Source organism: Arthrobacter sp. MMS18-M83 (assembly GCF_026683955.1).
In the GTDB taxonomy this organism is placed as follows: domain Bacteria; phylum Actinomycetota; class Actinomycetes; order Actinomycetales; family Micrococcaceae; genus Arthrobacter.
In genome coordinates this window covers 1,663,026-1,687,025 of sequence record NZ_CP113343.1, presented here as the reverse complement: position 1 = coordinate 1,687,025, position 24,000 = coordinate 1,663,026, and the positions used below count along the sequence as shown (strand labels likewise).

Below are 24,000 nucleotides of genomic sequence, written 5' to 3'. Positions count from 1 at the left end.
CCGGAGGCGTGGACTGGGCGGCCCTGGAGGCTGCTGCGGTCGCTGCCATGGGTAAGGCCTACGCTCCGTACTCGAAGTTCCCGGTGGGGGCTGCCGCACTCACCGATGACGGACGGATTGTCAGCGGCTGCAATGTCGAGAACGCCAGCTATGGCCTGACCTTGTGTGCTGAGTGCGCCCTGGTGGGTGACCTCCACATGGGTGGCGGCGGCAGATTGCGGGCGTTCTATTGCGTCGATGCGAAGGGGAACGTCCTCATGCCGTGCGGCCGGTGCAGGCAGTTGCTGTATGAATTCCGGGCGCCCGGCATGCAGCTCATGACAACACAGGGCATCAAGACCATGGACCAAGTGCTGCCCGATGCCTTCGGTCCCGACAACCTCGAGGAGAACCGGTGACACAGACTGAAGCGTTTGATGCCGTACAGATCATCAGCATCAAGCGGGACAAGGGCACCCTGAGCCCGGAACAGATCGACTGGACCATCGACGCCTACACCCGGGGTGTCATCGCCGACGAGCAGATGGCCGCCCTGAATATGGCGATCCTGCTCAACGGGATGGACCGCGACGAGATCTCGCGCTGGACCGCGGCGATGATCGCCTCGGGCGAGCGAATGGACTTCTCCAGCCTTCGGCGTCCCGACGGCGGCATGAAGGCCACCACTGACAAGCACTCCACCGGGGGAGTCGGGGACAAGATCACCCTTCCGCTGGCGCCGTTGGTGGCGGTCTTCGGAGTGGCGGTTCCCCAGCTTTCGGGTAGGGGACTGGGCCACACCGGCGGCACCCTCGACAAACTGGAAGCAATTCCCGGGTGGCGTGCAGATCTGAGCAACGAGGAAATCCTGGCCCAACTGCAGGACGTCGGAGCGGTCATTTGCGCTGCCGGCACGGGATTGGCACCGGCAGACAAGAAGCTCTACGCCCTCCGGGACGTTACGGGCACCGTGGAAGCCATCCCGCTGATTGCCTCGTCCATCATGAGCAAGAAGATCGCCGAGGGCACGGGTTCCCTGGTGCTTGACGTGAAGGTGGGCTCGGGGGCTTTCATGAAGGACGAAGCACGTGCCCGTGAGCTGGCCGAGACCATGGTGGCGCTGGGCAAGGATGCCGGCGTGAACACGGTGGCCCTCCTGACAAACATGAGCACTCCGCTGGGTTTGACTGCGGGAAATGCCATCGAGGTGGAGGAATCGGTGGAGGTGCTTGCCGGTGGCGGTCCGGAGGACGTCGTCGAGCTGACCATCAGGCTCGCCGAAGAGATGCTCGCCTGTGCTGGTGTGCGCGACGCCGACCCCGCGGCCGCGCTCAAGGACGGCCGGGCAATGGACGTCTGGAACCGCATGATTGAAGCGCAGGGCGGCGATCCGCGTGCGGCGTTGCCCGTGGCCAAGGAATCCGAGGTCATCCCTGCGCCGGCAGACGGCGTGCTGGTGGAACTGGACGCATTGTCCGTGGGCGTGGCTGCGTGGCGGCTCGGAGCTGGCCGGGCCCGGAAGGAAGACATTGTCCAAGCCGGTGCAGGGGTACGCATGCATGCCAAGCCGGGAGCCTTGGTGCGGGCGGGGGAGCCGCTGATGACCCTCCTGACCGACACCCCTGAAAAGTTCGAAAGAGCCAAGGAAGCATTGGAAGGAGCCGTGCTGATAGCGCCGGAAGGCTCACGGCCGGCACAGCGGCTCATTATCGACCGGATCTCCTAGGCTGGTTTCCCGGGCATTTTCGGATGCCCGGGAGACAATCCCCACGGCCATTCGTTAGGAAGACCGTGCAAGCAATCAACGACTTCATCCTCGCCGCCGCAGGGCAGCCCTGGGTCCTGCTTCTGGTCTTTGCCTGCTGCGTGATCGATGGTTTCTTTCCGCCCATTCCCAGCGAGTCGGTAGTGGTTGGATTGGCTGCCGTCGCCGCAACTGCCGGAGTGCCCAACGCGTGGTTGCTGATTCTGGTGGGCGCGCTGGGGGCTTTCTCCGGCGACAACATCGCCTACTTGATCGGCCGCCAAATAGGTGTTCGCCGCTGGCGGTGGATGCGTTCCCAAAGGATGCAGGGCGCCTTCCGTTGGGCTGGACGGGAACTTCGACGTCGGGCCGCGTCGCTGATCATGGTGGCCCGGTTCATCCCCATCGGCCGTGTGGCGGTCAACCTCACCGCCGGAGCCACGCGCTTCTCGCACGGCACGTTTGTGGCGCTTACAGCCATGTCTGCCGTTCTGTGGGCCAGCTACTCGGTGGCGATCGGTTTGTTCTTCGGGCAGTGGTTCGAACACAACCACTTGCTTGGGGCGATCATCGCGATCGTCGCGGCAGTCATCCTCGGAATCATCGTGGACCGCGTCATCAGCGCGGTTCGCGGCTCCACGCCCTCTCCAGAAGAGGTCGAGGCGGTCGAAGATGCGGGGGAGACCGAAGAGGAACCCGTCACCTAGCCAAGTTTCGAGCTAGCGTTAAGTTGTGTTCCTCTCTGACCGGGGCGTAGCGAACGATGCTCCGGCCGTGGGACACTGGATAGCGATCTGTGTCACGCAACCGCGTGACTTTCCTTGAGGAGCAATGCCTGCGTGGAATTCATGAACCACATGCTCGAGCACGCCGCCGGGCAACCGTGGATCTACCCGGTGCTCCTGGTTTTCTTCTTCATCGACGGCTTTGCCACGATCCTTCCCAGTGAGACCGCGATCGTGGGGCTCTCGGCCTTAGCAATGCACCGGGGCGAGCCCAATCTGTGGATCCTCGGCGCTACGGCGCTGGTCGGGGCCATGGCCGGCGACAACACGGCCTACATGCTGGGCCGCAAGATCGGCTTGGACCGCTGGAAATGGATGCGCAAGCCGAAGGTCCGGAAGATGTTCGCCTGGGCACACTACGAGCTGGACAAACGCGGCGCCGTGCTCATCTTCACCGCACGGTATATTCCGTGGGGCCGTGTGGCAGTGAACTACGTCGCTGGACAAACCGGGTTCCGCCACAAGACCTTCTTCTGGCTGGATGCCTTCGCCTGCTTCACCTGGGTAGGATATTCGATCGGGATTGGATCGCTGGCCGGCCACTGGGTGCACAACAACCCGCTGCTCGGCGTGGGGATTGCCGTGGCGTTCGCCGTGGTGCTCGGTGTCATTGTGGACCACACCCTCCGTTGGTGGCACAAGCACCTTGAGAAGAAGGATGCTGAGAAGAAGGAAGCAGCTTCCGCGGAAGCAGCCGCGGCAGATTCAGGTACCGCAGTCAAGGCGATTGCCGGCGTCGAGCGCTCAAACCCTGCTGGCTAAGCTCCTTCCGTCCCCCTAGAGTTGGACACGTGACTGAGCCTATTGTTGATGCCGCCCCTGCCCTTGATTTCGACCTGAAGAGCCTCCCGAAGGTTTCCCTTCACGACCATTTGGACGGGGGACTGCGCCCGGCCACCATCATCGAGCTGGCGGATGCCGTCGGCCACACCCTGCCTTCCACGGATCCTGTAGCTCTTGGCCAGTGGTTCCGGGAGTCCGCAGATTCCGGTTCCTTGGTCCGTTATCTCGAAACCTTTGACCACACGATTGCCGTCATGCAGACCAAGGAAGGCCTGGCGCGGGTCGCCAAGGAGTTCGTGGAGGACTTGGCGGACGACGGCGTTGTGTACGGCGAGATCCGCTGGGCACCTGAGCAGCACCTGCAGAAGGGCCTCACCTTGGACGAGGTTGTGGACGCTGTCCAGGAAGGGCTCGACGCCGGCGTGGATGCCGTTGAGGAGTCCGGCCGCCAGATCCAGGTGGGCCAGCTCATCACGGCGATGCGCCACGCGGACCGCGGCCAGGAGATCGCCGAGCTCGCCGTGCGGCACCGGCACAACGGCGCGGTCGGTTTCGACATCGCCGGAGCCGAAGCTGGCTTCCTGCCTTCCCGTTTCAAGGACGCTTTCACCTACCTCGCAGAACACAACTTCCCGGCTACCGTGCACGCCGGCGAAGCAGCAGGCCTGGACAGCATCCAGTCCGCCCTGGTGGACGGGCGCGCCCTGCGCTTGGGTCACGGCGTCCGTATCGCCGAGGACATCACCGTTGAATACGAAGATGCCGAGGGCGAAGAAGCCGACGACGACTCCGATGACACCGTTGGCATGGTCACCTTGGGTGAGGTGGCCGGCTGGGTCCGCGACCGCGGAATTGCGCTGGAAATCTGCCCCTCGTCCAACCTGCAGACCGGAGCGATCGCGAACTTCGGCGAAGGAATCGAGAACCACCCGTTGGACATGCTCTACCAGCTGGGCTTCAACGTCACCATCAACACTGACAACCGGCTCATGAGCGGCGTCACGCTCACCGACGAGTTCGAGCTTCTCGTGGAGACCTTCGACTACGATCTCGACGACCTCCTGGAACTGACCCTTAACGCGGCCGAGTCGTCGTTCCTGCCGTTGGACGAAAAAGAAGCGTTGGTGGAGTACATCAACGACGCCTACGCCAACCTTGCCTGAGCAAACTCTTGCAGGCGCGGCCTCCGGAAGTCCCATGACGGTGCTTGTGCAAAAGATCGCCTCTTTGCGCGAGCACTGTCCCTGGATGGGTGCGCTGACCCACGAATCCCTGGTCGAGTACTTGATCGAGGAAGCGTACGAGGTGGTCGACTCGATCGAGGCGGGGGCCTCCGGCTCCGATACTTCGGATGAACTTCGCGGCGAGCTGGGCGATGTGCTGCTTCAAGTGGTGCTCCACGCCCGGCTCGCCGAGGAGCAAGGACGGTTCACGTTCGACGACGTCGCGCGCGCCATTACAGAGAAGATGGTGCGGCGCAACCCCCATGTCTTCAGGCCGGACGGATCCTTGCAGGATTCCTTCCCGGCCACCGTGGAGGAGATTGTCGAAAAGTGGGATGCAGTGAAGAAGGCCGAAAAGCCCGAGCGCTCGGATCCCTTCGAAGGCATTCCACCCCACCTTCCGGCCCTAGCCTTGGCGCAGAAGTCCCTTGACCGTGCCGAGCGCGCTGCTCGCTCAGGCGGTCCGGAACGGCCTGGCCGCCCGGTTGCGGCGGTGGAGGTTCCAGACTCGGAAGCTGCGCTTGGAGACTTACTGCTTGCCGTCGTCGCGGGCTCGAAAGAAAAGGGATTCGACGCCGAACGGGCCTTGCGTGCCGCTGTCCGCCGCTACCAAGGACGCGACGGCGGAGCCACATAACGTGAGGGGTCCGACGCTGTTCCGTAACGTTGGCAGCTCTCGACTAGGCTAGTGGCGACGAGGACGTCGAGAATTTCCCTCTAGATTCCCAGTAAATCGCTTCACCATAAGGAGCAGTCCATGGCGCTTATCGATGCCATCCACGCCCGCGAGATCCTTGATTCCCGCGGAAACCCGACAGTAGAAGTTGAAGTTCTGCTTTCCGATGGCCAGATCGGCCGCGCGGCAGTTCCCTCCGGTGCTTCCACCGGCGAGCACGAAGCCGTTGAACTGCGCGACGGCGACAAGGGCCGTTACCTCGGCAAGGGCGTCCAGAAGGCCGTTGACGCGGTCATCGACGAAATCGCCCCGGCCCTCATTGGCTTCGACGCGACGGACCAGCGCAGCATCGACCAGGCCATGATCGACCTCGACGGCACCCCGAACAAGGGCAAGCTCGGCGCCAACGCCATCCTTGGTGTTTCCCTCGCCGTGGCCAGCGCCGCCGCCGCATCCGCAGACCTGCCCCTGTACAAGTACCTGGGCGGTCCGAACGCCCACGTCCTTCCCGTCCCGCTGATGAACATCCTCAACGGTGGCTCCCACGCCGACTCGGACGTCGACATCCAGGAATTCATGATCGTCCCGATCGGCGCCGAGACCTTCTCCGAAGGCCTGCGCTGGGGCGTTGAGGTCTACCACAACCTCAAGTCCGTCCTGCAGGCCAAGGGCCTGTCCACGGGCCTCGGCGACGAAGGCGGCTTCGCGCCGAACCTCCCGTCCAACCGCGCCGCGCTGGACCTGATCCAGGAAGCCATCAAGAACGCCGGCTACACCCCGGGCAAGGACATCGCCCTCGCGCTGGACGTCGCCTCCTCCGAGTTCTACAAGGATGGCGCCTACCAGTTCGAAGGCAAGGCCCTCTCGGCCACCGAGATGAGCGCCTACTACGCCGAGCTCGTTGCAGACTACCCGCTGGTCTCCATTGAGGACCCGCTGGACGAGAACGACTGGGAAGGCTGGAAGACCCTCACCGAGACCATCGGTGACAAGGTCCAGCTGGTTGGCGACGACCTCTTCGTGACCAACCCTGTCCGCCTGCAGCAGGGCATCGACGCCGCCACCGCGAACTCGCTGCTCGTCAAGGTCAACCAGATTGGCTCCCTGACCGAAACCCTGGACGCCGTTTCCCTGGCCCAGCGTTCCGGCTACACCACCATCACCTCGCACCGCTCCGGCGAAACCGAGGACACCACCATTGCTGACATCGCCGTTGCCACCAACGCGGGCCAGATCAAGACAGGTGCCCCGGCCCGCTCCGAGCGCGTCGCGAAGTACAACCAGCTGCTGCGCATCGAAGAAGAACTCGATGACGCCGCACGCTACGCCGGCCGCAGCGCTTTCCCGCGTTTCAAGGGCTAGTATCCGTTGAAACAGCTGACCGGTGGCTATGGTGGAAAGACCGTAGCCACCGGTTCTGTTTAACGAAACGTGAGAGCACTTCGGCAAGACCGCAGGCTCCATGAGGCAGACAAAGCGCAGCAACCCGCCAGGCAAGCACCAGGCATTACAGGAGTGTCATGGCCACCCGCCGTCCCAAGGTCCCCCGAGCCGACGCACTGGGGCGGTCGCCCCAAAAGAACCCTGACGGCGGCCATGTCATCCGTGCCGACTTCGGCGAGTCCCGTAAGGCAACGCCTACGCCGCAGGAGGCCCCGGCTCACGCTGGTTCCAAGACGTCGTCCACCGCCAAGCCCGAAGGCAGCGCCCAAAGCAAACCCAAGCCTGCCTCAAAGGCCCACCCCGGCAAGGACAAAGCGACCGGCCCCGTGCCCGCAAAGGCCTTCTCAGGGCGCATGCTTGCACTCGCCGTGGTGATGGTCGCGATCACCATCATGCTCGCGCCCACGGTCAAGATTTTCCTGGAAAAAAAGGCGGAAATCTCCGCCCTGGAGGCCGACATCGCGAGCAAGCAGGCCGAGCAAGCAGGCCTCAAGAAGCAGATCACCCGCTGGCAGGACCCCAACTACGTGAAACAACAGGCCCGCGACCGCATTAACATGGTTATGCCGGGTGAAGCAGGCTACTGGGTGTTTGGCGGCGGAGTTCCCGCCGGCACACCGGGCGGACGCACCGGCTCAGGAGCTTCCGGAAGCCCCGCCAATCTGCCGTGGGTGGATGGGCTGTGGGAATCCATCAGACGCTCGGCAACAGACTAGACGCGGTGCCCGCCGCCGTCGCGCCCTGATAGGCACGGCCAAAACAGGGCAGGAAGGATGGCAGCGCCAGTGGAAAACAACTCGGCACCTGCATCGCAGGAGTCCCGCAAGCCATCAGCTCACGACCTGGAAGTACTCAGCCGCCAGCTCGGACGGCCTGTCCGCGACGTTGTCGAAATCCCCGCCCGCTGCGTGTGCGGCAACCCGTTGGTCGCGGCGACTGCTCCGCGTTTGAGCAATGGCACACCGTTTCCGACGACGTTCTACCTGACGCACCCCGTCATTACCGCCGCAGTGTCGCGGCTGGAAGCGGGCGGGCTCATGAATGAAATGAATGAACGGCTCACGGCAGACAAGCCCTTGGCAACGGCCTACCAGGGCGCCCACGAGGCCTATCTTCGCGCGCGTGACGAAATTGCCGGACGTGCCGGGACTGGACCTGTCCCGGAGATCGCGGGGGTCTCCGCCGGCGGAATGCCCACGCGCGTCAAATGCCTCCACGTCTTGGTTGGCCATTCCCTGGCAGCCGGCCCCGGAGTCAATCCGCTCGGCGACGAGGCCATTGAAGCGATCAGCGAATGGTGGACCGCGGACCGCTGCTACTGCGACGGCGCTTGGGACAGCGCGGGCGAGGCCCCGTCCAAGGACCTCAGTCGCCACGGCCCGCAGGGGCTTCCGGACATCGTGGGCCGTCCGGCACCTGTCCGCAAGTCCAAGACCGCCGATGCATTTTCGGACGAGCCGATTGCAGGGGAGCACGACGCATGAGCCGCGTAGCCGCCATCGATTGTGGCACTAATTCGATTCGCCTCCTCATCGCGGACGCCAGCGGTGCCGATGCGGGGTCTCCGCTGCGCGACATTGTCCGCGAGATGCGCGTGGTTCGCCTCGGTCAAGGAGTGGACGCCACCGGCGAACTTGCCCCTGAGGCGCTCGAACGCACCTTTGCGGCAACGGGCGACTACGCCGAACTGATCCGCCATCACGGTGTAGGGAGTGTCCGCTTCGTGGCGACATCCGCCAGCCGCGACGCTCGCAACCGGGACGTCTTCGTTGACGGCATACGGGACCTGCTGGGGGTCGAACCCGAGGTCATCTCAGGCGATGAAGAAGCCGCCCTGTCCTTCGCCGGGGCAAGCAGCGTGCTTCCTTCGCGTGGCAAGGATCCGCTGCTCGTCGTGGACCTCGGCGGTGGAAGCACCGAGTTCGTCCTTGGAGACTCCGATGGCGTCATTGCCGCCAAATCCGTTGATATCGGCTGCGTGCGGCTGACCGAACGCCACCTCCGCAACGACCCCCCGACGCCGGAGCAGATCGCCGCCGCGGAAGCCGATGTCGACGCAGCCATTGACCTCGCCGGCCGAACGGTCCCGCTGGGCCGGGCCACCGCCGTCGTGGGTGTTGCGGGTTCCATCACCACCATCACGGCACACGCCCTGGGCCTGAGCGAGTACGATCCCGCACTGATCCACGGCGCCAGCCTGGATCTGGAGACCATCAGCGACGCCGCCACGAGCCTGCTGGAAATGAGCCGCGAAGAGCGGGCCCGGCTGCCCTACATGCACCCCGGGCGTGTCGACGTCATCGGAGCCGGAGCACTCGTATGGCGCCGCATACTCCAGCGCCTGGCTGAGCTCGGGGATGGATCCATCAGCGTGGCCACCTCCAGCGAGCATGACATCCTCGACGGCATCGCGCTGAGTATTCGCTGATGACGCTGCCGCACCGTTGGCGCCGCCGAACCGCATCGGCCGCGCTGGCCGCCATGTTGGCCGGGGGAAGCCTGGCAGGGGCCCTGCTGGCTGCGCCTGCGGCGTTCGCCGACTCCTGGCGGGACAAGGAATACTGGCTCAACGAATACGGCATCTCCGCTGCCTGGCAGGTATCCAAGGGCGCCGGGGTGAAAGTGGCCATCATTGACAGCGGGGTAGACGGGCAACACCCCGATCTCAAGGGTGCCGTAGTCGGCGGAACTGACGTTTCCGGTTCGGGCGATCCAAACGGGCAGAAGAGCATCGGCGCCAAACCCGAGCACGGGACCCTCGTCGCTACGCTCCTGGCTGGCCGTGGACACGCTTCAGCCAGCCCTTCGGCGTCTCCGTCGCCCTCGCCCTCGCCCTCGCCCTCCTCCGGATCCATTGGCCCGGACGGAATCGTCGGCGTCGCCCCCGAGGCCGAGATCCTGTCTGTCTCGGCTTGGCTCGGTTCGCCGAACCCTGCCGGAAAGACAGACCAGGAGCAGATTCCGCAGGCTGTGCGGTGGGCGGTGGACAACGGTGCCAAAGTCATCAACATTTCCCTCGGGAGCACCTCGCCGGATTGGCCCCAGAGTTGGGATGCGGCGTTCCTCTATGCCGAACAGAAGGACGTGGTGATCGTGGCCGCGGCGGGCAACCGCATTGGCGGGAACGTCCAGGTGGGCGCGCCGGCCACGATTCCCGGCGTATTGACCGTGGCAGGCCTTGACCGAAACCGTACGGCCAGCGTCGATGCTTCTTCGCAGGGGATCAGCATCGGCATCTCCGCGCCCGCGGAAAAGCTGGTGGGCGGCCTGCCCGGGGGAGCTATGAAGACTGGGCCGGAACCTCCGGCTCCGCGCCCCTTGTCTCCGGTGTCGCGGCCCTGATCCGTTCGAAATGGCCGGATATGAGCGCCAAGCAGGTCATCAACCGGATTGTGTCCACGGCAGAGGACGCTGGAGCGCCTGGCAAGGACCCCATCTATGGCTACGGCATTCTCAACGCCGAAGCGGCATTGAAAGCCGATGTGCCCGAGGCAACGAGCAATCCGGTGGGTTCCATCGTGGACTGGATCCGGGTCCATCGACGCGGGGACCTCAGTAGCCCCACACCAGAGCCGGTGTCCAAGCCCAGCAGCCCCGCAGCCACCTTGGCGGATCCCACGGTTCCCGTGGCGAAGGCGCCCTCCCAGGCGGACACAGCCGTTCCCGCTGCGGTGGTCATCGGCTTCGGATCGCTCTTCGTGGCCATCGTCGCGGGCGCCTCGGTCCAATTGAGGCGCGCCTACCGGAGCAGTCCGGAACTGCCCGAAGAACCAGCCACTGGCGCGGCAGACGTTGTGGATCCGAGTACCCCGAAATAGCCCGTGGCGCCGGTGCGGCGGCGCCGGGAAATAGTTAGTGAAGATTTTCACAAGGTGCTGTACTCTATTCTTATGGCAACCACCCCTGAGCTCATTGACCGTCCCCGTGTTCTCGTTGTCGGCGGCGGATACGTCGGCCTGTACGTAGCACTCAAGCTGCAGAAGAAGATCGCGAATGCCGGCGGAATCGTTACCGTCGTTGATCCGCTTCCCTACATGACCTACCAGCCCTTCCTCCCTGAAGTGGCCGGCGGAAACATCGAGGCACGCCACGCCGTCGTCTCCCACCGCCAGCACCTCAAGCAGACGGAACTCATCCAGGGCCGCGTCACCAGCATCGACCACCAGAACCGGACCGCAGTTGTTGCCCCGGCTGACGGTGGCGAGCCTTTCGAGATTCCTTACTTCGACGTCGTGGTTGCCGCCGGCGCCATCACCCGCACCTTCCCGATCAAGGGCCTCGCCGATGAAGGCATCGGCCTGAAGACCATCGAAGAAGCAGTAGCGCTACGCAACAAGGTCCTCGAGCGCATCGAGGTCGCCTCCACCATGACGGACCCGGCTGAGCGAGCCAAGGCCCTGACCTTCGTGGTTGTGGGTGGCGGCTTCGCCGGTATCGAGTGCATCACCGAGATGGAAGACCTCGCCCGCGCCGCCGTCAAGAACAACTCCCGCATCCGCCAGGAAGAAATCCGCTTCGTTCTCGTCGAAGCCATGGGCCGCATCATGCCCGAGGTCACCGCTGCCCAGGCCGAATGGGTAGTTGAACACCTGCGCAGCCGCGGCATCGAGGTCCTGCTCAACACCTCCCTCGACAACGCCGAGGGTAGCCTGAAGCTCATCAACCTGCCGGACAAGACTCCCGCCCAGGAATTCGAAGCCGACACCCTCGTGTGGACGGCAGGTGTGCAGGCCAACCCGATGATCCGTTCCACCGACTTCCCGCTGGAGCCCCGCGGACGAGTCCGTGTTCTGCCGGACCTCCGCATCGCGGGCGACGAAGGCATCATCGACAACGCCTGGGCCGCCGGCGACATCGCCGCCGTCCCGGACCTCACTGGCAGCGGCCTGCCGGACGGTACCTGCGTTCCGAACGCCCAGCACGCACTCCGCCAGGCCAAGCGCCTCGCCAAGAACTTGTGGGCCTCCCGCTGGGACAAACCCATGGGCGATTACAAGCACAAGAACCTCGGTGCGGTTGCCGGTTTCGGCGAATGGAAGGGCGTTGCCAACATCAACCTCCTGGGCCGGATCGGCCTCAAGGGCGGTCTCGCCTGGCTGGCCCACCGCGGCTACCACGGCTTGGCCATCCCCACCGGTGAGCGCAAGGTCCGTGTCATCTTCAACTGGCTCCTGGGCATGATCATGGGACGCGACACCACCCAGCTGATGGACCTCGACAACCCGCGCGGCGCGTTCGTGTCCGCAGCGACCCCGGCCCCCAAGCCGGCTGCTGCGCCGGCTCCCGCTCCGGCTGCTGAGCCAGCCGAGGCCAAGGCCCCGGTTACGGCTGACGCCAAGTAGCGATACCGAAGCAGTCCTGACGACGGCGGCCGTCTCCCACCCGGAGGCGGCCGCCGTCGCCGTTAAGTCCAGGCCTCCGCGACGGCGGGGCCGGTTCTGTCAGCGACTCCGCATCCTAGACTTGTCAGCATGGCTGGCGAAAGCGATCTGACAACCCTTCTGACATCCATGCACCCTGTGGTTCGCGACGGCGACTATGTGTACGCGTTGTGGCCACATGGCAAACCGCTTGAGGGCAACATCGAAGCCGCTGTCCGCGAAGCGGAGGGCCTCACAGTGGTGGTGCGCCGCGAGGAAGCCGAGCGTCTCGGACTGTCCTACGACTTCGAGGCCGCCTGGATCACCCTTCAGATTCACTCCGCGCTGGATGCGGTGGGCCTGACGGCAGCCGTCAGTTCCGCCCTGACCGCAGCCGGTATCAGCTGCAACGTCCTGGCAGGGTTCCATCACGACCACCTGCTGGTTCCATCCGCCGAACGCGGGCACGCCATGGAGGTGCTGCAGCGGCTGTCACAAGGGCTGGTCCTGCGGACGGAGATGCCAGCTGACCGTGAGGAGATCCTGGAGCTGACAGCCAGCGCGTTCTCGATCAGCCCGGTCACCGGACTGCCGGTCGGAGGAATCCCGGCGGAAGTGAAGCTGTTGCGCGAACTATTCGACTGCGACGGGTATCTTCCCGAGTTCAGCATCGTGGCCGAGATCGGCGGGGAGATCGTGGGGCACATCATCAGCACCCGCGCTTGGCTCGGAAATCTCGAACTTTTGGGACTCGGCCCCATCAGCGTCCAGCCGCACCTGCAGCGGCGCGGCATCGGATCTGCGCTCTTGAAGGAGACCGCCCGACGGGCCGAGGACGCGGGCGAACCGGGCATCGCCTTGCTGGGCAGCGCTGATTTCTATCCGCGCTTCGGATATCTTCCGGCCAGCCAACTGGGCGTGACGGCGCCCGACCCCGTGTGGGGAGACCATTTCCAGTTGTTGCCTCTTACGACATGGCCCGACGGCGTCAGCGGCACCTTCCGCTATGCAGAGCCGTTCGAAGCGCTCCAGGGGCGCCGGACTCCTGGCCTTTGACGCGTACCCGGCCGCGGGCTGGGTTACCATTATCCGGGCGCCCCAGTAGCCCAATCGGCAGAGGCAGCGGACTTAAAATCCGCTCAGTCCGGGTTCGAGTCCCGGCTGGGGCACGCTTGCATTCCTTGCGACGGCGCGGATGGCCGTGGACTCGCCGCAAGGGTCCGAAGGTACTCCCGGCTGACCATAAGATTTCCCCCATGCAACGAGTGTTATAGGGCTGTGACCTGAATCACTTATGTTCCCGGTTCAATTGCATTAGTTTGAGTCTTATTCAGGAACACCTGATCAATCGCATTTAAAGGTAGATCGCACCTCTCTCGATCGAGGAGACAATTCATGTTTGATCTTTCCCATGCGGCGCCCCGTGCGGCCAAGCTCACCGCGCTTGGCATCGGCGTCGCTCTTCTAGCCACGGCCTGTGGTGGATCATCCACACCGAGCTCCACTGGAAGCAGCTCCGCCGCGCCTGCAGGCGTCTCTTGTCCCGCACCCAGTGCGGGAGCAGGCGCTGGCGCAAGCCAGACCGCAACCACTACCGGTCCCGTGCCTCCCTCGACCACCACTTCCGCAGCGCCATTGAAGATCGGTTCGCTTCTGCCTACGACCGGCTCACTGGCCTTCCTCGGCCCGCCCGAAATCGCTGGCGTGAACCTTGCCATCAAGCAGATCAATGACGCAGGCGGGGTCCTCGGCCACCCGGTCGAGGTGATCCACCGTGATTCCGGTGACACGAAGACAGATATCGCTACCCAATCGACCACGGCCCTTCTCGGCCAGGGAGTCAGCGCTATCGTCGGTGCAGCGTCTTCGGGCGTTTCCAAGACCGTGATCAACCAGATCACTGGCGCTGGCGTCATCCAGTTCTCCCCGGCCAACACCTCGCCGGACTTCAGTACCTGGGACGACAAGGGCCTCTACTGGCGCACCGCCCCCTCTGACGTCCTACAGGGCAAGGTCCTCGGAAACTACATGGCATCCTGCGGTGCCCAGACCCTGGGCATGATCGTCTTGAACGACGCCTATGGTACTGGCCTGCAGAAGAACGTGAAGTCCGCGTTCGAAGCGGCCGGTGGAAAGGTTGTTGCGGAGGAACTCTTCAATGAAGGCGACTCCCAGTTCAGCAGCCAGGTGGACAAGGTAATTGCAGCCAAGCCGGACGCGATCGCCCTGATTTCCTTCGACCAGGCCAAGAGCATCGTTCCCCTCCTGACAGGCAAGGGCGTCAAGCCAACGCAGTTGTTCATGGTTGACGGCAACACCTCCGACTACAGCAAGGACTTCAAGCCAGGCACGATGACCGGAGCCCAGGGCACCATCCCGGGCACCTTCGCGAAGGATGACTTCAAGAAGCAGCTCCTGGCCATTGACCCGAGCCTGAAGGACTACAGCTACGCGGGTGAATCCTGGGACGCTGTCAACCTGATCGCCCTGGCAACGGAAGAAGCGAAGAGCACGAAGGGCGTGGACATTGCCAAGCACCTCCAGGACGTCTCCAAGGACGGCGTGAAGTGCTATGACTTCCCAAGCTGCGTGACGTTGCTTCGCCAAGGCAAGGACATCGACTACGACGGCAAGTCTGGTCCCGTGACCTTTGCTGCCAACGGCGACCCGACCGAGGCCTACATCGGTATCTACAAGTACCAGGACGACAACACCTACAAGCCGGTCCGCGAAGAATTCGGCAAGCTCTAAGCCGCAGGCTGAAGCAGACTGAACAATAACGAAGCGAAGTAAGCAGGACCCCCGGAATCTCCGGGGGTCCTTTGCTTTGCCCTCTTCGCTGCCGGAGCGCGCCAAAGTGAGCGGTCGGAAAGCGCGCCAGAGCGAGCGGTCGGAGAGCGCGCCAAAGCGGGGCAGTCGAAGGGCGCGCCAAAACGGGCAGCAAAAAGCCCGGCACCGCAGTGCCGGGCTTTGAGCTTAGTGTCCGTCGCCCTCCACGGTGTCGGCCAGGGTGCCGAGGTAGAGCTGGATGACTTTGGGGTCCTTCATGAGCTCCCTGCCTGTGCCGGTGTACGCGTCCTTGCCCTGGTCCAGGACGTAGCCGCGATCGCAGATCTGGAGGCACCGGCGGGCGTTCTGTTCCACCATGATCACCGAGACACCTGCTCGGTTGATCTCGTGGACGCGCAGGAAGGTCTCATCTTGTTTGACAGGGGAGAGGCCTGCGGACGGCTCGTCCAGCAACAGGACGGCCGGATCCATCATGAGGGCGCGTCCCATGGCCACCATCTGGCGTTCACCGCCGGAGAGAGAGCCCGCACGCTGGGCGCGGCGCTTGCCCAACTCCGGGAAGAGCTCGGTCACAAAATCGAAGCGCTCGGCAAAAGCCTTGGGCTTCTGAAACATGCCCATCTGGAGGTTCTCTTCGATGGTCAGCGTGGCAAACACGTTGTTGTTCTGTGGGACGAAACCGACTCCCTTCGTCACCAGCTTGTTTGCCTTCAGCCCGGTGAGGTCCTGCCCCCGGACCACCACCGAGCCGGAGTGGACCTTCACAAGCCCGAACATCGCCTTCAGGAGGGTGGATTTACCTGCTCCGTTGGGTCCGATGATGCCGATCAGTTCACCCTTGCGGGCTTCGATGCTGCAGCCGTTGAGGATGTTGACGCCGGGCAGGTACCCCGCCACCAGGTTGGTGACGCTCACCACGGCCTCGTCGGCCGGTGTGCTGCCGGCTGCCGGCATTGCGCTGGTTGCACTCATTTGCCATCCTCCTCCAGACGGGCGATGACGACTTCGGGGGCGATCATGCCTGCATTTTCCGTGCCCACGATCGATTCCTCGTCTGCCTCGAGTTCGGCCTCGAGTTCCTTGATGCCCTCGGCGTCGCCGAGATCGACGTCGTGGTGGGCGCCCAGGTAGGCATCGATCACGGCCGGGTTCTTCATGACTTCCCCTGGTGGGCCTTCGGCGACGATCCGCCCTTCGGCCATGACCACCACCCAGTCGGCGATGTGCCGGACCATGTTCATGTCGTGCTCCACGAAGAGCACGGTCATGCCTTCCGCCTTCAGGTTCTTGATGTGGTCAAGAAGGGACTGGGTCAGCGCCGGGTTGACGCCTGCCATGGGTTCGTCCAGCATGACGAGCTTCGGCCGGACCATGAGCGAACGGGCCATCTCCAGGAGCTTGCGCTGGCCTCCGGAGAGGGAAGCTGCGTAGTCGTCCTTCTTGGCGTCCAGCTTGAACTTCTCCAGCAGGACATCTGCCTGGGCCGTGATTTCCTTTTCCCGGCCGCCCCAGATGCCTTTGAACAGGGCTTTCGAGAGACGCTCGCCTGGCTGGTTTGCGGCACCGAGCCGCATGTTTTCCATGACGGTGAGCTTCCCCATGACTTTTGTCAGTTGGAACGTGCGCACCATGCCCATGCGGGCCACCTTGTAGGAAGACACTCCCGCGATATTGTTTCCTTCGAACTTCCACTCACCGGAATTAGGCGTGTCAAAGCCTGTCAGGAGGTTGAATAGGGTGGTTTTGCCGGCTCCGTTGGGGCCGATGAGTGCCGTGATCTTGTGCCGCGGGATCTCGAGGTACTCGACGTCGACGGCGTTGATGCCGCCAAAGCTGCGCGTGACGTTTTCCGCCACCACGATCGGGTCCCTCTTCTTGCAGCCCGGTAGGTTCTCGCCGATGGCGATCGGCCGTGAATCAGTCATGTAGTTGAGTTCTTCTGTTTTCACATCATGCGAGTTGTCGCGAGGCTCAGTCATGCGAATGCGAGCTCCTTCTTGTTGCCGAAGACGCCCTGCGGGCGGAAGATCATCAGGAGCATGAGGGCCACACCCACCAGGATGTAGCGCAGTTGACCGGCCTGGACCGTAGTGAGCCATGTCACCGCTCCAGACTCGATCAGGCCGTACAGGATGCTCTGGGTCAGGGACAAGACCACCCAGAAGATCATGGCGCCGATCACGGGTCCGAGGACCGTTGCCATTCCGCCCAAGAGCAGGCATGTCCACAGGAAGAAGGTCAGCTCCGTACCGTAGTTGGATGGCTGGACCGCGCCTCGGGGGAGGGTGAAGATCATGCCCGACAGGGCGCCAAGCACGCCACCGATCATCAGGGCCTGCATCTTGTAGGAATAGACGTTCTTTCCGAGCGAACGGACAGCATTCTCGTCCTCACGAATTCCCTTCAGGACGCGTCCCCAAGGGCTGCGCATGAGGAGCCACACCAGGACGCAGCAGACGACGACCAGGCCCCAGCCGACAACCCTGATGAAGAAGTCACGGTTGTTCATGCCCAGGTATGTGCCGGGCGGGAACGGATTCATCACAAAGAAATCGCCTTCGAAGGCCGCCAGACCGTTAGCCGAACCCGTAAAGCCGGTCAGCTGGTTGGTGGTGACGATGTATCGCAGGATTTCCGCGGAAGCGATAGTCACGATGGCGAGGTAGTCCGCGCGAAGCCGCAGTGTGGGAATACCCAGGATGAACGCAAATGCCACTGAACAGATGACCGCGATGAGCAAACCGACAAAGAACGGAACCTTGAAGGTCAGGGTCGAGATGGCGAAGCCGTACGCGCCGACCGCCATGAATCCTGCCTGGCCGAAGTTCAGTAGGCCCGAGTAGCCGAAGTGCACGGCGAGGCCGAGCGCGGCAAGGGCGTATGCCGCCGTCGTCGGGCTGATCAATTCGCCCGCGGCGCTGGAGAAAATAAATCCAAAGTCCATAGCCGTTTCCTAACCCACGCGCTCACGCCGGCCGAGGATACCCTGCGGTCGGAACAAGAGGACAACAATCATGATGAACAGGGCACCGACGTATTTGAGGTCGGCGGCGAGGCCGAACACTGTAGTCAGCTCGACGAAGATTCCGACGACGATCGAACCGATCAGTGCGCCGAAGACGGTTCCAAGACCGCCAAGGGTCACGCCGGCGAAGATGAGCAGAAGGATTTGCGAACCCATGTCGAAGGTGACCCCTGGCCGGTAGTAGGCCCAGAGGATGCCACCGAGGGATGCCAACATGCCCCCGACGATCCACACGATGCGAATGACAGAGTCAACGTCGATGCCGGAGGCTGCGGCCAGGGCGGGGTTGTCCGCCACTGCGCGCGTTGCCTTGCCGAGCCTTGTCTTGAGCAGGACGATGCCGATCAGGGCAATGACCACGGCACTGATGACGAGGGACCAAAGGTTGTTGGGCGAGATGGACACTGGCCCAATCTGGATTTCCGAACTCTGGGCGTAGGGCAGCTGCTGCGTGGCGCCGCCGAAAAAGAATTGGATGACGTAGCGGATCGCCAAGGCGAGGCCGATACTGACGATCATCATGGGCACCAGGCTGGTTCCGCGCCGCCGCAGCGGGCGCCAGAGTCCGGCGTCTTGAACGTAGCCAAAGAGTCCACCGCCGAGCAACGCGAGCACGATAGCCAGCCAGAACGGCAGGTTCATCGCATTGAAGGTGAAGACCAACACGGCTCCGAGCGTGACCATCTCGCCATGTGCGAAGTTCGTCAGGCCGGTGGTGCCGAAGATCAAGGACAGGCCGACGGCGGCCAGCGCGAGCAGCAGCCCGAAGCTCAGGCCCGCAACCAGGCGGTTGAGCAGGTTCTGGCCGAAGTCCTGCTGTGTGACCACGATGCCCTTGCCAAAGGCGAAGATCACCGAGAGGTTGGAGGTCTGGCTAAAGGTGACTTTGCGGGGATTCTCCTGGCCTTCGGCAAGTTTGATGCCGTTGGGCAAGGTGGAGGTGTCCAGTTTGACCTCGTAGGTCCCTTGCACGGGGACCCCGATGCTCCATGCTCCATTGGCACCCGATGTCGCGGATCCCTCGAAGCCGTTGCCGGTTGCAGTGATCTTGACACCGGGGATGGGGGCGCGGGCATCGTCGCGCAGGAAGCCGCTGATGCTGTTCTGGAACTGTTCCGGGGCGGGCGATGGCGATGGGGTGTCTGCCTGTGCCGCCGGGGCTGCGAGCAGTGCCGCCAAGAGGACGGCGAATAGCGCCCCCATGACTTTCTGCAGTCCCATGGACGGTCTCTTGGACCGGTCTCTGGATGTGCTTCTCAAGATGGAAAACCTTCCACATTGGGGGGTGGTCCCGGCTGCGCCATTGCGGCCGGTGCGAACGGTCATGGGCTCCGCGGCAACATCTCACTGCAGTGACACTGCCTTTGTGACATTCGTCACCCATATCCGCTTATGCTACCGCTCACTCAGCCTTAAAAATGCCCCCCAGGGGGCGCGGGACGTCGCGATCAGATAACAACTGTGAAGCTGCAGGCAACTATTTGGTTAGTCCAGCTAATGTGAACCTTTGTTGATCCCGGGTGTATCTAAAGAGTCTGTGAACATGTGGAACTTTCGCTGCCGACCAGGCGTGGGAATTGGTAGCGTGAACTATCACTTCGCCCCCTTACCAAGAAGGACATCCACCATGGCACTCGGAGGCAACCCGGTCTTCAACGGAAAGAATTTCCGTGGAGCTACGCAGGCACCGCCTGTTCCCAGCTATTCGCACGGCCAGAACCAGTACGGCCAGCCCGCGTGGGCGGCACAACCGCAGATGAGCAGCGATCAGCTGCAGCAGATGTACAACCAGCCTTCAGCCGGTCCGGCCGAAACCGGCCGCATGACTTTCGACGACGTCATCGTCAAGACTGCCGCCTGCCTCGCCGTGCTGTTGCTTGGCGCGGCCATCACCTTGTTCGTGGCCCCTGGCACGGCCAATCTCCTCATGGTGGTCGGTGCGTTGGGCGGCTTCGTGCTGGCTATGGTCAACACCTTCAAGAAGCAGCCGTCTCCGGCACTGATCCTCACATACGCCGGACTTGAGGGCTTGTTCCTCGGCGGCCTGACGCGCCTCCTGGATGGTTTGTACCCGGGAGTCGGACTGCAAGCCGTCATCGGCACGCTCGCCGTGTTCGGGGTGACGCTGGCTCTCTTCAAGAGCGGCAAGGTGCGGGCAACCCCCAAAGCGGTGCGCTTCTTCATGATTGCCACCCTCGGCTACCTCGTCTTCGCCGTGATCAACATGGTCATGGTGTGGACCGGCGTCGTCCACTCGCCATTCGGCTTGAGCACCAGCGTGCACATCTTCGGCATCCCGCTGGGCGTCTTCATCGGAGTCCTGGCGATTGGCCTGGCTGCTTTCTCGCTGGTCATGGACTTCACGAGCATCGCGCAGGGGGTCCAGCAGGGTGCTCCCCAGGCGTACTCCTGGACTGCCGCCTTTGGCTTGACCGTCACCCTAGTCTGGCTTTACGTGGAGATCATCCGCCTGCTCGCGATCCTGCGCGGGGACGACTAACCACCCACTCCGGGGCCCAGGACAGCCGGGGCCTAGGACAGCCGTTCGAAGACCACCGCCATGCCCTGTCCGCCACCGACGCATAGGGTTGCCAGTCCCAAGGAGCCATCCCGTTCGCGGAGGCCGTTGAGCAGGGTGGTGGTCATTCGGGCACCAGTCATGCCGAAAGGGTGCCCGAGGGCGATCGCGCCACCATGCACGTTGAGTTTCTCCGGATCGATGCCGAGTTCGCGGGAGCTCGCCACCACCTGGACGGCGAAGGCCTCGTTGAGTTCCACGAGGTCAATGTCTGCCATGCTCAGCCCCGCCAAGGCCAGGGCCCGGCGCGAGGACTCCACCGGTCCCATGCCCATGAGTTCCGGGGAAAGGGCACTGACTCCGGTCGAGACAATACGTGCCAGCGGTTCGAGGCCAAGCTCCCGGGCCCTGAAATCGCTCATGATTACGACGGCGGCAGCGCCATCGTTAAGGGGGCACGCGTTTCCGGCCGTTACTGTTCCCTCTTTGCGGAAGACCGGCTCCAATGCGCTGACCGCTTCAAGGGTGACGCCGGCACGGGGTGAATCGTCCCGGTCCACCACGGTGCCGTCTTTGCGGGTGTACGGCGTGATCTCCCGGGCATAGAAGCCGGAGGCTATGGCCGCCTCGGTACGGTTCTGGCTCAGCACCGCCCACCGATCCTGTTCCTCCCGGCTGATTCCGTGGCTTGTCGCGACGTTTTCCGCGGTCTGTCCCATTGCGATGTACACGTCGGGCATCCGTCCACCCATGCGCGGATCCGTCCATGGGGTGTTGGAGGCGGCCCGGGCGGCGGTGCGGGCACGCGCCCCTTCAAACCGAGGGTTATGCAGGCTGGTGTCAGTTTCCCCGGCCCCGACCCAGTTCTGGTAGCGGGACACGGATTCGACCCCCGCCGAGACAAAGGTGTGGCCCTCACCGGAGCTGATGGCGTGGAAGGCCATCCGGAGGGTCTGCAGGCTCGAGGCGCAAAAACGGTTGATCGTGGCCGCGGGCACGGTGTCCAGGCCGGCCAAGACGGTCACCACGCGCGCAATGTTCGAACCCGCCTCGCCGCTTGGTTCGGCGCAGCCAAGGTAAAGGTCGTCGAGGCCTCGGCCATCCAGCGCTCCCGGATCGAAAGCGGGAATTTTTGCCAGCGCGGCGGTCACCATCGCCGCCGCGAGGTCATCCGGACGTTCGTCTTTCAGGGACCCTTTGAAGGCCCGTCCTATGGGGCTTCTGGCAGTGGCAACGATGACAGCCTCAGTCATGTCCCCAGCTTACGCCGGGGCCAGCGAGCCGAATGCGGGCGGATGCCCGGGATTCAGGCCAGGCGTGTGGCTCCGGCAGCCGGGGTCACGGTGAAGATGTCCGGCGTCGTAAAACCGGCCGCGGCGAAGGCGCGTACGACGGCGTCGCGCACCTCCTGCTCATGGCCCACCGGGGTGAGGGCGATGGCTGAGCCGCCGAATCCGCCTCCCGTCATGCGGGCACCGATTGCGCCGTGGGCGCGGGACGTTTCCACCGCAAGATCCAGTTCCGGGCAGGAGATCTCGAAGTCGTCGCGCATGGATACGTGGCTAGCGTCCAACAGCAGGCCGATGTGGGCTGGACCGTCCGTGGTGAGGCGCTCCACGGTCTGAAGCACGCGGTCATTCTCGGTGACAATGTGCCTCACCCGACGGAAAGTCGTGCTGTCCAGGAGCCCGCTGGCTTCTTCCAAATCCCCGATTCCGACGTCGCGAAGGGCTGTGACTCCCAGCACCTGGGCGCCCAGTTCGCAGGAGGCCCGGCGGGAGGCATAGCCGCCATCCGCATGCGAATGGGAGACCTTGGTGTCGATAACCAGCAGGACGAGGCCGGCTTCCTGGGCGTCGAAGGGAACCAGCTGCACGCTTTGGTCGCGGCAGTCCAGGAAGACTGCGTGGCCTGAGGATCCGCGGAGCGAGGCCGACTGGTCCATGATTCCGGTCGGGGCGCCGACGAAGTCGTTTTCAGCCTTCTGCGTTGCGAGCACCATGTCTTCGGCGCCGAGTCCCGCGGCGGTGAGGTCGTTGAGTGCCGAGATGACGGCGCATTCGATGGCGTGTGAGGATGACAGCCCCGCGCCTAGGGGGACATCGGAATCCATGAGCAGATCGAAACCGGGGACCTGGATCCCGCGCTGTTGCAGGGCCCAGGCCACACCGAGCGGATACTTCGTCCAGCCCTTGGCGGCTCCAGGGGCAAGCGTTGTGATGTCCGCTTCCACCAGGCCCTGCTCGCCGAAAGTGGACAGCAGGCGGATGCGTGAATCATCGCGGATCCGGACCGCAACCTTCGCGGTCTTGTCGATCGCGAAGGGCAGCACGAAGCCTTCGTTGTAATCGGTGTGCTCCCCGATGAGGTTCACGCGTCCCGGTGCCTGCCACACGCCGTCGGGCTCTGAACCGAAAATCGACTCGAAGCGTCCGAACAGGGCGCCCAGCGCGGGAGCGTCGGGAGTGGAGGTCATGCTGTGGCCCCTTCCGGAACAGCTTGTGGGGAATCGCTGGCGACGGCGCGCAGCCGTTCGGCGACGGATTCGGGCGTGGTGTCGTTGATGAAGGCTCCCATGGCGGCCTCGGAGCCGGCAAGGTACTTGAGTTTGTCGGCGGCACGGCGCGGGGAGGTGAGCTGCAGGTGCAGGTGGCCGGACGGGCGCAAGGCGGCATCCAAGGGTGCCTGGTGCCACGCCGAAATGTACGGCGTTGGCGTTGGATAGAGGGCGTCCATGCGCCTGAGCAACTCAAGGTAGACGTGGGCCAGTTCGTCGCGTTCTTCGCCACTCAAGGCGGCGAGGTCGGGGACTTGCCGGTGCGGGACCAGGTGCACTTCCAGCGGCCAGCGGGCGGCGAACGGTACGTAGGCACTGAAGTGCTCGGCCTCGAGCACCATGCGGCTTCCGTCCTGCCGTTCGGCTTTGAGGATCGAGGACGTCAGCGATTCCCTTCCTTTGACGTCGTCGAAGTGCCGGACGGCGGCGGCGCCAAGGCTTGCCGCCCGCGGGGTGACGTAGGGGTAGGCGTAGATCTGCCCGTGCGGGTGGTGGAGCGTTACCCCGATGTCGGCGCCGCGGTTCTCGAACGGAAACACCTGCTGGATTCCCGGGAGGGCGCTGAGGGCCTCGGTCCGGTGTGCCCAGGCCTCGATCACGGTACGTGCCCTCGTTTCGCCAAGTTCAGCGAAGGATCCAGTGTGGCTGGGGGTGAACGAGACAACTTCGCAGCGGCCATAGGCGGCGCCTGATGTTCCCCAAGAGGGTGCGCCGGGGATTGTGCCGACTGCAGGGCCCAGCGAGGGGAAGCGGTTCTCGAAAACCACGACGTCGTAGTCCGGTGCGGGGATTTCCGAAGGGTTCGCGGGGGTGGTGGGGCAGATCGGGCATTGGTCCGCAGGCGGCAGGTGCGTGCGGCTTTGGCGGTGCGCCGCGACAGCAACCCATTCGCCGCTCAGCGCGTCATAACGCAACTCGCCTGGATCGGCCCGTGGAGGGAGGTCCCGGTGATCTGTCAGCGACCCGGGTTCACGCTCCGGTGAGCCGGCGTCGTCGAAATAGATCAGCTCCCGACCGTCGGCGAGGCGTGTACTGGTAAGGCGAGTCATGGATTCATGGTGGCATAAGGCACTCAAAAAGGCAAAATATCTAACAAAATTGAACATTAAGCGACGAG

Annotated in this window: 21 protein-coding genes, 1 tRNA gene and 1 pseudogene; 16 read left to right on the top strand and 7 right to left on the bottom strand. The window is 63.8% G+C overall.

Annotation, left to right across the window (positions count from 1 at the left end):
- The first annotated feature begins 47 nt into the window (after positions 1-47).
- The 15 genes and pseudogenes from OW521_RS07950 (at position 48) to OW521_RS07880 (ending at position 14,744) form a co-directional block, all read left to right on the top strand.
- A complete protein-coding gene (locus tag OW521_RS07950; protein WP_268025751.1) occupies positions 48-398 on the top strand; it encodes a cytidine deaminase in 351 nt (116 codons plus the stop codon).
- Entirely contained in the window at positions 395-1,705 is a 1,311-nt protein-coding gene (locus OW521_RS07945; protein WP_268024322.1) for a thymidine phosphorylase, read from the top strand. Before OW521_RS07950 ends, OW521_RS07945 begins: the two co-directional genes overlap by 4 nt.
- Positions 1,706-1,770: 65 nt before the next feature.
- Complete coding sequence (locus OW521_RS07940) at positions 1,771-2,430, top strand: DedA family protein (RefSeq protein WP_268024320.1); 660 nt, start codon at positions 1,771-1,773, stop codon at positions 2,428-2,430.
- Positions 2,431-2,580: 150 nt separating this feature from the next.
- Entirely contained in the window at positions 2,581-3,270 is a 690-nt protein-coding gene (locus OW521_RS07935; RefSeq protein WP_442781266.1) for a DedA family protein, read from the top strand.
- A gap of 29 nt (positions 3,271-3,299) precedes the next feature.
- The gene (locus OW521_RS07930) at positions 3,300-4,454 is read left to right on the top strand and encodes an adenosine deaminase (RefSeq protein ID WP_268024316.1); all 1,155 of its coding nucleotides are present in this window, start codon (positions 3,300-3,302) and stop codon (positions 4,452-4,454) included.
- Between the two features lie 34 nt (positions 4,455-4,488).
- Entirely contained in the window at positions 4,489-5,151 is a 663-nt protein-coding gene (locus tag OW521_RS07925; protein WP_268024314.1) for a MazG nucleotide pyrophosphohydrolase domain-containing protein, read from the top strand.
- A 120-nt stretch (positions 5,152-5,271) separates the two neighbouring features.
- Positions 5,272-6,552 carry a phosphopyruvate hydratase gene (gene eno, locus OW521_RS07920; RefSeq protein ID WP_268024313.1) on the top strand — a complete coding sequence of 427 codons (1,281 nt, stop codon included), beginning with the start codon at positions 5,272-5,274 and terminating at the stop codon, positions 6,550-6,552.
- Positions 6,553-6,710: 158 nt separating this feature from the next.
- A complete protein-coding gene (locus tag OW521_RS07915; protein ID WP_268024311.1) occupies positions 6,711-7,349 on the top strand; it encodes an FtsB family cell division protein in 639 nt (212 codons plus the stop codon).
- Between the two features lie 57 nt (positions 7,350-7,406).
- Complete coding sequence (locus OW521_RS07910; protein ID WP_268024309.1) at positions 7,407-8,117, top strand: DUF501 domain-containing protein; 711 nt, start codon at positions 7,407-7,409, stop codon at positions 8,115-8,117.
- Positions 8,114-9,061 (top strand): Ppx/GppA phosphatase family protein, encoded by a 948-nt coding sequence (locus tag OW521_RS07905; RefSeq protein ID WP_268024307.1) that lies wholly within the window; start codon positions 8,114-8,116, stop codon positions 9,059-9,061. Before OW521_RS07910 ends, OW521_RS07905 begins: the two co-directional genes overlap by 4 nt.
- Positions 9,061-10,451 (top strand): annotated as a pseudogene (locus tag OW521_RS07900) (S8 family serine peptidase). The gene OW521_RS07905 and the pseudogene OW521_RS07900 overlap by 1 nt, the downstream one beginning before the upstream one ends.
- Before the next feature lie 72 nt (positions 10,452-10,523).
- Positions 10,524-11,975: an NAD(P)/FAD-dependent oxidoreductase gene (locus OW521_RS07895; RefSeq protein WP_268024305.1), complete on the top strand. Its 1,452-nt coding sequence runs from the start codon at positions 10,524-10,526 to the stop codon at positions 11,973-11,975.
- A 129-nt stretch (positions 11,976-12,104) separates the two neighbouring features.
- Entirely contained in the window at positions 12,105-13,049 is a 945-nt protein-coding gene (locus OW521_RS07890; protein WP_268024303.1) for an N-acetyltransferase, read from the top strand.
- Positions 13,050-13,088: 39 nt separating this feature from the next.
- Positions 13,089-13,162: transfer RNA gene (locus tag OW521_RS07885), tRNA-Leu, on the top strand.
- 226 nt (positions 13,163-13,388) lie between these two features.
- Positions 13,389-14,744 (top strand): ABC transporter substrate-binding protein, encoded by a 1,356-nt coding sequence (locus OW521_RS07880; protein ID WP_268024301.1) that lies wholly within the window; start codon positions 13,389-13,391, stop codon positions 14,742-14,744.
- A gap of 225 nt (positions 14,745-14,969) precedes the next feature.
- On the opposite strand, the gene OW521_RS07875 is transcribed toward OW521_RS07880, so the two are convergent.
- Genes OW521_RS07875 through OW521_RS07860 form a run of 4 tightly spaced genes read right to left on the bottom strand, consistent with a single transcriptional unit; the run spans position 14,970 to position 19,011 of the window.
- The gene (locus OW521_RS07875; protein WP_268024299.1) at positions 14,970-15,755 is read right to left on the bottom strand and encodes an ABC transporter ATP-binding protein; all 786 of its coding nucleotides are present in this window, start codon (positions 15,753-15,755) and stop codon (positions 14,970-14,972) included.
- On the bottom strand, positions 15,752-16,762 hold the full coding sequence (locus OW521_RS07870; RefSeq protein WP_268024297.1) for an ABC transporter ATP-binding protein: 1,011 nt from the start codon (positions 16,760-16,762) through the stop codon (positions 15,752-15,754). Before OW521_RS07870 ends, OW521_RS07875 begins: the two co-directional genes overlap by 4 nt.
- Positions 16,759-17,727 (bottom strand): branched-chain amino acid ABC transporter permease, encoded by a 969-nt coding sequence (locus tag OW521_RS07865; RefSeq protein ID WP_268024296.1) that lies wholly within the window; start codon positions 17,725-17,727, stop codon positions 16,759-16,761. The genes OW521_RS07870 and OW521_RS07865 overlap by 4 nt, the downstream gene beginning before the upstream one ends.
- 9 nt (positions 17,728-17,736) lie before the next feature.
- Positions 17,737-19,011: a branched-chain amino acid ABC transporter permease gene (locus OW521_RS07860; RefSeq protein WP_268025749.1), complete on the bottom strand. Its 1,275-nt coding sequence runs from the start codon at positions 19,009-19,011 to the stop codon at positions 17,737-17,739.
- 424 nt (positions 19,012-19,435) lie between these two features.
- Here OW521_RS07860 and OW521_RS07855 point away from each other — a divergent pair, with 424 nt between their 5' ends.
- Positions 19,436-20,308, top strand: a complete 873-nt coding sequence (locus OW521_RS07855) for a Bax inhibitor-1/YccA family protein (RefSeq protein WP_268024294.1) — start codon at positions 19,436-19,438, stop codon at positions 20,306-20,308.
- Positions 20,309-20,340: 32 nt separating this feature from the next.
- Here OW521_RS07855 and OW521_RS07850 read toward each other — a convergent pair whose 3' ends face one another.
- Genes OW521_RS07850 through galT form a run of 3 tightly spaced genes read right to left on the bottom strand, consistent with a single transcriptional unit; the run spans position 20,341 to position 23,932 of the window.
- Complete coding sequence (locus OW521_RS07850; RefSeq protein ID WP_268024292.1) at positions 20,341-21,579, bottom strand: acetyl-CoA C-acetyltransferase; 1,239 nt, start codon at positions 21,577-21,579, stop codon at positions 20,341-20,343.
- Positions 21,580-21,632: 53 nt separating this feature from the next.
- Complete coding sequence (galK, locus tag OW521_RS07845; protein WP_268024290.1) at positions 21,633-22,802, bottom strand: galactokinase; 1,170 nt, start codon at positions 22,800-22,802, stop codon at positions 21,633-21,635.
- The gene (galT, locus tag OW521_RS07840; protein ID WP_268024288.1) at positions 22,799-23,932 is read right to left on the bottom strand and encodes a galactose-1-phosphate uridylyltransferase; all 1,134 of its coding nucleotides are present in this window, start codon (positions 23,930-23,932) and stop codon (positions 22,799-22,801) included. The genes galK and galT overlap by 4 nt, the downstream gene beginning before the upstream one ends.
- Positions 23,933-24,000: the final 68 nt, after the last annotated feature.

Bases quoted from the DNA above. Each gene is read 5' to 3' on its own strand.
- OW521_RS07905 (WP_268024307.1), top strand. From the start codon at position 8,114: ATGAGCCGCGTAGCCGCCATCGATTGTGGCACTAATTCGATTCGCCTC.
- galT (WP_268024288.1), bottom strand. From the start codon at position 23,932: ATGACTCGCCTTACCAGTACACGCCTCGCCGACGGTCGGGAGCTGATC.
- OW521_RS07850 (WP_268024292.1), bottom strand. From the start codon at position 21,579: ATGACTGAGGCTGTCATCGTTGCCACTGCCAGAAGCCCCATAGGACGG.
- OW521_RS07875 (WP_268024299.1), bottom strand. From the start codon at position 15,755: ATGAGTGCAACCAGCGCAATGCCGGCAGCCGGCAGCACACCGGCCGAC.
- OW521_RS07860 (WP_268025749.1), bottom strand. From the start codon at position 19,011: ATGGGGGCGCTATTCGCCGTCCTCTTGGCGGCACTGCTCGCAGCCCCG.
- OW521_RS07915 (WP_268024311.1), top strand. From the start codon at position 6,711: ATGGCCACCCGCCGTCCCAAGGTCCCCCGAGCCGACGCACTGGGGCGG.
- OW521_RS07950 (WP_268025751.1), top strand. From the start codon at position 48: ATGGGTAAGGCCTACGCTCCGTACTCGAAGTTCCCGGTGGGGGCTGCC.
- OW521_RS07935 (WP_442781266.1), top strand. From the start codon at position 2,581: ATGCTCGAGCACGCCGCCGGGCAACCGTGGATCTACCCGGTGCTCCTG.
- galK (WP_268024290.1), bottom strand. From the start codon at position 22,802: ATGACCTCCACTCCCGACGCTCCCGCGCTGGGCGCCCTGTTCGGACGC.
- OW521_RS07895 (WP_268024305.1), top strand. From the start codon at position 10,524: ATGGCAACCACCCCTGAGCTCATTGACCGTCCCCGTGTTCTCGTTGTC.
- OW521_RS07880 (WP_268024301.1), top strand. From the start codon at position 13,389: ATGTTTGATCTTTCCCATGCGGCGCCCCGTGCGGCCAAGCTCACCGCG.
- OW521_RS07910 (WP_268024309.1), top strand. From the start codon at position 7,407: ATGGCAGCGCCAGTGGAAAACAACTCGGCACCTGCATCGCAGGAGTCC.
- OW521_RS07855 (WP_268024294.1), top strand. From the start codon at position 19,436: ATGGCACTCGGAGGCAACCCGGTCTTCAACGGAAAGAATTTCCGTGGA.
- eno (WP_268024313.1), top strand. From the start codon at position 5,272: ATGGCGCTTATCGATGCCATCCACGCCCGCGAGATCCTTGATTCCCGC.
- OW521_RS07865 (WP_268024296.1), bottom strand. From the start codon at position 17,727: ATGGACTTTGGATTTATTTTCTCCAGCGCCGCGGGCGAATTGATCAGC.
- OW521_RS07870 (WP_268024297.1), bottom strand. From the start codon at position 16,762: ATGACTGAGCCTCGCGACAACTCGCATGATGTGAAAACAGAAGAACTC.
- OW521_RS07925 (WP_268024314.1), top strand. From the start codon at position 4,489: ATGACGGTGCTTGTGCAAAAGATCGCCTCTTTGCGCGAGCACTGTCCC.
- OW521_RS07890 (WP_268024303.1), top strand. From the start codon at position 12,105: ATGGCTGGCGAAAGCGATCTGACAACCCTTCTGACATCCATGCACCCT.